The following is a 6,000-nucleotide window of genomic DNA, read 5'->3' as shown; positions in this document are numbered from 1 at the left end:
GCGTGGGCCGCGCCGGCCAGGTTCATGTCGACACCGGCGACGGCCGCGGCGGCCGACCGGGCGGACCGGACTGCGGCCGCATCGTCGTCAGCCGCGAGGGCCGCCTGCAACGAGAGGTAGGATTCCAGGACGTCTTCCAGCTCCGGCCCGAATGCCGCGGGGACATCCGGGATCTCGGCGTGTGCGACGCGATCGCCGGAAGCTGCGGCGTCGCCACCGGCCGGCGAACCCGCGGCTGCTGGGGCGTTCCCGCCGTGGGCGTGCCCTGGGGCGGGACCGCCGCCGGAGGGATTCATCATGCTCGGCTTGGCCTGGATCTGGAGCGCGCTGTCGATCTTGAAATTGCCCTTCGTGACGACCAGCTCGCCCTCCACGAGTCCGGAGACCACCAGGTAATGATCCCCGGCGCGCGGGCCGAGCACGATCTCCCGTCCCTCGAAGGTCGGCTTGTCGCGCTCCGGCAGCCTGACGTAGACCACGGCCCGTTCGCCGGTGATCAGGGGCGCCGAAGCGGGAATGACGAGGGGAGGAACGGCGGCGTCCGTCTCCGCGGCGACGACGGCGTGCACGAACATCCCCGGTTTGAGCGCCCCCTCGCCGTTGTCGACGTCCAGGCGAACCAGTACGGTCCGCGTCCGCGGATCGAGCACGGGATCGATGAAGATGACGGTGCCGGAGAAAGTCCGTCCCGGCAGCGCCTCGACCCTGAAATCGACGTCCTGCCCCTCTTTCAGCCACACCAGGTCCGATTCGTAGGCCGCCATGGCGATCCAGACGCGAGAGAGGTCCGCGACGGTGTAGAGCATGCTGCCCTTCTCCACGTACTTGCCCTCCACGGCGTTCTTGTGGACCACCACTCCCCCCAGCGGGGAAACGATCGTCAGATGGTGGCGCGCGGTCCCACGTACCTCGAGGGCGGCGATCTGATCGGAGGTCAGGCCCCAGAGGCGGAGCCTCTCCCGCGCCGACGCCACCGTCGCCGCGGCCGTCCGTCTCATGAGCGGGTCGGGGCTCTCGCGCAATTCCCCCTGGGCCGCGAGCGCGTTGAGCAATTCGGCCTGGGCGGCGTAGAGCGTCGGACTGTAGAGGGAGACGAGCGGTTCTCCCGGCGCGACCTCGGTGCCGGTGAAATCGATGAACAGCGTATCGATCCGGCCCGGCACCCAGGCCGAGATCGCGCGGTTGCGCGTCTCGTCGACCGTGACCTCGCCGATCAACCGGATCCGCGACGAGATCCGGCGCCGCTCGACCGGCGTGGTCTGGATCTCGGCGAGGGAGGCGGCCGCTTCGGACAGGACGAGGGTCCGGGGACCCAGGTCGTCGTCGTCGTTCGCTTCCAGGGGGATCAAGTCCATGAAGCAGATGGGGCACTTGCCCGGCGCCGGCAGCTGGATCTGGGGATGCATGGAGCAGGTCCAGATCGTGGCGGCCACGGCCCGTTCCTCCGCGTGGCCGTCCTGCGCGACGGGCGCCTCGCCCCCGCCGCGCAAGAGCAGTCCGAGACCGAAGGCGGCGACGATCGCGATGGCGATGATGGATCTGCGCATGGTGATCCCCCATGGGAACGTTGACGAACGCGTGGTCATGTCTCACACACCTACTTGATGCCCGGCAAGTACTTGCCGGGCTCTTTCAGGAAGTCCACATCGCAGCCGGGGCAGCAGAAGTAGATCCTGCGTCCTCGGTGGTCGACGTAGGTATTCTTGTCCGGAAGACGCTCGCCGCTGACGGCGCAGACGGTCTGGACCGACGCGACGAGGACACCGGACTCGGCGAAGCCGTCGAAGTACGTTTCGGGGGTCTTCAGGAAGGTCTCATCGCAGCCGGGACAGCAGAAGTAGATCTTCTGTCCCTGATACACGACGAAGACGTTCTCGTCGATCGGGTTGCCCGTGACGGGACAGTCCCGTTGGTTGCCGACCTCCGCGGCCGCCGGGGCCGCGGCCGGGGCGGCCGCGTCCGCCATGCTCACGGAAGCGGTGAACCCGAGGATCGCGAGGGCGACGCCGAGCATGCGAGTGGTCCCGTTCATCGTTCTCTCCTTCACCGGTGATGGTCCTGCGAACCCGATCCGGGGAACGGCATGGCCGCCAGCCGTTCCACGTCTGCTTGCTGGATGAGCGCGTCCGAAAGGGCCCGCGCCCGCGACAGTTCGAATTCCAAAAGCAGGCGTTCGGCGTCGATCACGTCGAGAAATCCGCTTTCGCCGGCTTCGTAGGCGGCACGTACGGCGCCCAGGGACTGGCGGGCTTTCGGCAGCAACGTCGTCGCGTAGAGGTCCCACTTGCGGCCTGCATCGCGGTACTCGAACAGCGCCCGCTCCAGCTCGGCAATCAGCTGGTTCGCCAGCTCGTTCCGGGAAGCCCGGGCGGATCGGTAATGGCCCGCCGCTTCGCGGGAGGCCGCGTCGTACTTCCCGCGCCAGATGGGTAGACTGAAGGCCAGCGACGCCGTCACGGCGTCCGTTCCGCTGTCCGGGACGCCGTCCATCCTGGCTGCGCCCGTCTGGATATAGTTCAGGCCGAGGGAAAAGGCAGGGTATTTGCGCTTGCCGGCCAGACGCTCCGCCGCCGTCGCGGCCTCGGCCCTGTGGTCCCAGGCGACCAGCCGGGGGTTCGACGCCAGCATGTGCTCGACGAGCGTTTCGCGATCGGGCGCGCCGGTCATGAAGATCGTCGGCAGAACCGTCTCGACAACCGCGTCGGCCGGCCGGTCGAGCAGGGCGTTGAGCATCGCCGCGAGAGGGCGCCGCCGATCCACGAGTTCGGCCTGGCGATCGCCGAGGACGCCCAGTTCGACCTGCGCCTTGATCACATCGGCGTAGCGGCCCTCGCCGGTCTCGTACCTCGCCCGCGCGATGGACTCCCATTGCGTCAAAAGTGCGATGTGGCGGCCGGTGATCGCAATGGCCTCCTCCAGGTAGGCGATCTCGTGGTAGGCCGTCGCGACATCCGCCATGACCGCCAGGATCGTCTCGTCGAGCCCGGCCTGCAGCGCTGCGGCGCGCTGCCGCTCGATGTCGCCCTGGAGGGACAGCGTTCCGAACCAGGGGAACGACTGTGAAATGGAATAGGCCCTTTCCTGGGGCCCGACCCTGGTCTCCACGGACTGGAGGTACTGGGTGACGCCGATGCGCGGCTCCGGCAGAGCCGTCGCCTGGGGGATGCGCGCGTTGGCCGACGTCACGTCGGCCAGGGCCGCCCGGATCCGCTCGTTCCTCGTGACGGCCAACGCGACGTAGGAAGCCACGCTGCCGTCGGGTTCCGCGGCCGCGCGCGTGTCGATGGCGAAGCGGGCGACGACCGACGCATATTCGCGGAGCGCGTCGACAGGGTCGCTCGACCCGCCCGGGTCCGCGGCGGAGGCGACGGTGACCGCGGCGAGCGTCAGGGCAATCGCCGCGATCGATGTCGAGCGGCTGTGTGTCTTGGATCGGACCATTGATCCGGCCTCGGTTCTCCCGTAGTGGGTGATACGCCTGTGTCCGGCTAGTTGTGACTGGTTAAGCACAGGCCGGGCCAAAATGGCAAAAAGATCTATCGCATATAATCACAAATAGTTACGGGGACAGGGCTGTTCAGGAATTCGTCGTGATTGAAGAATAATCTCGAAACGGGCGAGGAATATTCTTCAGAATGGTTCCTGTTGCGACCCCGAGAGCGCACCTCGAGGCCGGCAGAACCGGATCGGTTGACGATGGTACGCACGTCCGAGTGCCCAGGGCGATTACCCAAAACCGGGCCAGACGTGGATTTCAGCGTCACGCTCGCATTCCAGCGCACGCTGCGTCCTGAGATTCGGTCAAATGGGCGCTTCCGAGCACGGTTCTGGCTTCTGCTCTGCCCAGAACAAGCGAGGAGATCGTGTAACCCGCATGTTTCCCAATCAGTTGGGATGAAAGCAATAAGCGGAGGTCAGAGCGGGGATGAGAATAATCTTCAAGCCATGCAGATCATCCACGACATCGACATCGATTCCGGAGTCGTCGTGACGATCCGAACGCGTCTGCCGGATCTGCCGGGAACACGATACACATACGTCGTCGTGCTCGTCGCGATCGTGACGCTGTTGCACTACTCCACGACCATGCACCTGCACGCCGCCCACGGGATCTACCGGCGGCTCTACTACTTCCCGATCATCCTGGCCGCCTTCCGGGGCGGATGGCCGGCCGGACTGATCACGTCCCTGGCCGCATGCGTCATCTACGTCCCCCATGCCTTCGGCAGGGTTGGCTACGATCCCGGCCCCGCCCTCGAGAAGGGGCTGGAGATGATCCTGTACGTGTCGGTCGGCCTTGTCTGCGGAATCCTCGTCTCGCGTGAGAGCCGGACGCTGCGGACCCTGGCGCGCACCGCGCACCGGCTCGAGGCGACCCTGGACGAGAAGTCCCTGATGGAGGGACAGCTCATCCGTCAGGCGCGGCTGGCGTCCGTGGGCAGACTTTCGGCCGGTCTCGCCCATGAGATCCGCAACCCCCTGGCTTCGATCAAGGCCGCGGCGGAGATCGTGGCCGACGACACGCACCGGGGGGATCCCCAGGGCTGGCTGCTCGACATCATCAAGGCCGAGACGCAACGCTTGAACGACGTACTGACCCGCTTCCTGGCCTACGCGAGACCGACGGCCAGGAACGATGTCCTGATCGACCTGGACGCGGAGGTCGCGGAGGTCGTCGGTCTGCTGCGCCACCCGCACGGCGAGGTGAAGATCATCCATTTCACCGGCGTCTCTCCCGATTGGACCCTGCACGGAGATCGGGAGCAGATCCGGCAGTTGCTGTTCAACCTGATCGTGAACGCGATCGAGGCGGCGGGCGCGGGGGGTACGGTCTCCGTCTCCCTGGCGGCCGACGAGCGGCGCCTGCGGTGCGCCGTCGAGGACGACGGCCTCGGCTTCTCGGTCGATTCGCTGCGGAATTTCGGTACGCCCTTCTACACGACGAAAACCGACGGCACGGGCCTCGGGCTCGCGATCAGCCACCGGATCGTCGAGGATCACGGCGGTTCGATCGAAGTCGACGAATCGTTCCGCGCAGGAGCGCGCATCGTCATCGCATTCCCGCGTGTCGTTTCACGGGCACCCGAGCGGCGGTGCGAACGGAAGCCCTGATCGCCGCGCGAATCCCCGGAGCGCGGGCTCTGCCCGAGCCAGCCCTTCCCCCGGCCCGCGACCCGTGCTAGCGTACGGTCCCGAGGAGGCGTCATGCGCTACAGCACCGACATCGTCGTGATCGACCTGGAAGCCACCTGTCCCGCCGCGGACGAGGGCAACAACCTGGTCGAGCGCAGCAACATCATCGAGATCGGGGCGGTGCGCCTGGACTGCCGCAGCCTGGAGATCACGGACGAGTTCAGCGAGCTGGTCAGGCCGCAGGCGTACCCCGTGCCACCTTTCATCACCCGCTTGACCGGCATCACCCCGGAGATGGTCGCCGACCGGGACGCCTTCGCCGAGGTCGGGCAGCGCTTCCTGGAGTGGTACGGCCCGCGGAACAAGGCGATCATCGCGGCCTTCGGCGTCTACTACGACATCCCGCTGCTGCGGCGTGAATGCGACGCGCACGGCCTCGACTACCGCGCTCATATCGCCGGCGGCGCCTACGACATCCGCGCCGTGGCGACGGCGTGGCTCGCCGAGCACCATCACCGCACCTCGGGCCAGCGCCTGGAATCGGTCCTCGAGAAGATGGGCGTCACCCTGAGCTTCCAGCTCCACCGGGCGGTGGACGACGCCAGGGCCGCCGCCGCCATCCTGCAGACCTACCACCTCGGCTATGCACGGGTCTGAAACAGCCTCTTCGACCCGGTTTTACTTGCCTTCGCCAAGCGGTCCTGCCAGATTTCAAACAACCCCGATTCCCGTCGGCGACCCCCGGCGCGCCCCGGCGCACCCACCGTCCCGACCGCGACGCGAGAGGAGATCAGCGTGTCCAAGATCGAGCAGCTTTACCGGCAGCAGCAGCAGCATTTCGGTCACTGGGAAGTGATCAAGGACGTC

Annotated in this window: 5 protein-coding genes; 2 read left to right on the top strand and 3 right to left on the bottom strand. The window is 67.0% G+C overall.

The genetic code is table 11. The annotated features are described in order from the left end of the window. The 3 genes from KJ554_09275 to KJ554_09265 form a co-directional block, all read right to left on the bottom strand. Positions 1-1,547 (bottom strand): efflux RND transporter periplasmic adaptor subunit (locus tag KJ554_09275; GenBank protein ID MBU0742525.1); only part of this gene is annotated, 1,547 nt, incomplete at its 3' end. A 50-nt stretch (positions 1,548-1,597) separates the two neighbouring features. After that, positions 1,598-2,032 (bottom strand): YHS domain-containing protein, encoded by a 435-nt coding sequence (locus tag KJ554_09270; protein MBU0742524.1) that lies wholly within the window; start codon positions 2,030-2,032, stop codon positions 1,598-1,600. Between the two features lie 11 nt (positions 2,033-2,043). Then, on the bottom strand, positions 2,044-3,441 hold the full coding sequence (locus KJ554_09265; GenBank protein MBU0742523.1) for a TolC family protein: 1,398 nt from the start codon (positions 3,439-3,441) through the stop codon (positions 2,044-2,046). A 504-nt stretch (positions 3,442-3,945) separates the two neighbouring features. On the opposite strand from KJ554_09265, the gene KJ554_09260 reads away from it, so the two are divergent. Both KJ554_09260 and KJ554_09255 read left to right on the top strand, forming a co-directional pair. Then, positions 3,946-5,112 (top strand): sensor histidine kinase, encoded by a 1,167-nt coding sequence (locus tag KJ554_09260; protein ID MBU0742522.1) that lies wholly within the window; start codon positions 3,946-3,948, stop codon positions 5,110-5,112. Positions 5,113-5,205: 93 nt separating this feature from the next. Next, entirely contained in the window at positions 5,206-5,790 is a 585-nt protein-coding gene (locus KJ554_09255) for an exonuclease domain-containing protein (protein MBU0742521.1), read from the top strand. The last annotated feature ends 210 nt before the right edge of the window (positions 5,791-6,000 follow it).

Source organism: bacterium, from assembly GCA_018814885.1.
GTDB lineage: Bacteria > Krumholzibacteriota > Krumholzibacteriia > LZORAL124-64-63 > LZORAL124-64-63 > JAHIYU01.
This window is presented reverse-complemented; position numbering and strand designations above follow the sequence as displayed.

What these genes read in the sequence shown, in the direction of transcription:
- KJ554_09255 (MBU0742521.1), top strand. Translation starts at nt 5,206, where the DNA reads ATGCGCTACAGCACCGACATCGTCGTGATCGACCTGGAAGCCACCTGT.
- KJ554_09260 (MBU0742522.1), top strand. Translation starts at nt 3,946, where the DNA reads ATGCAGATCATCCACGACATCGACATCGATTCCGGAGTCGTCGTGACG.
- KJ554_09265 (MBU0742523.1), bottom strand. Translation starts at nt 3,441, where the DNA reads ATGGTCCGATCCAAGACACACAGCCGCTCGACATCGATCGCGGCGATT.
- KJ554_09270 (MBU0742524.1), bottom strand. Translation starts at nt 2,032, where the DNA reads ATGAACGGGACCACTCGCATGCTCGGCGTCGCCCTCGCGATCCTCGGG.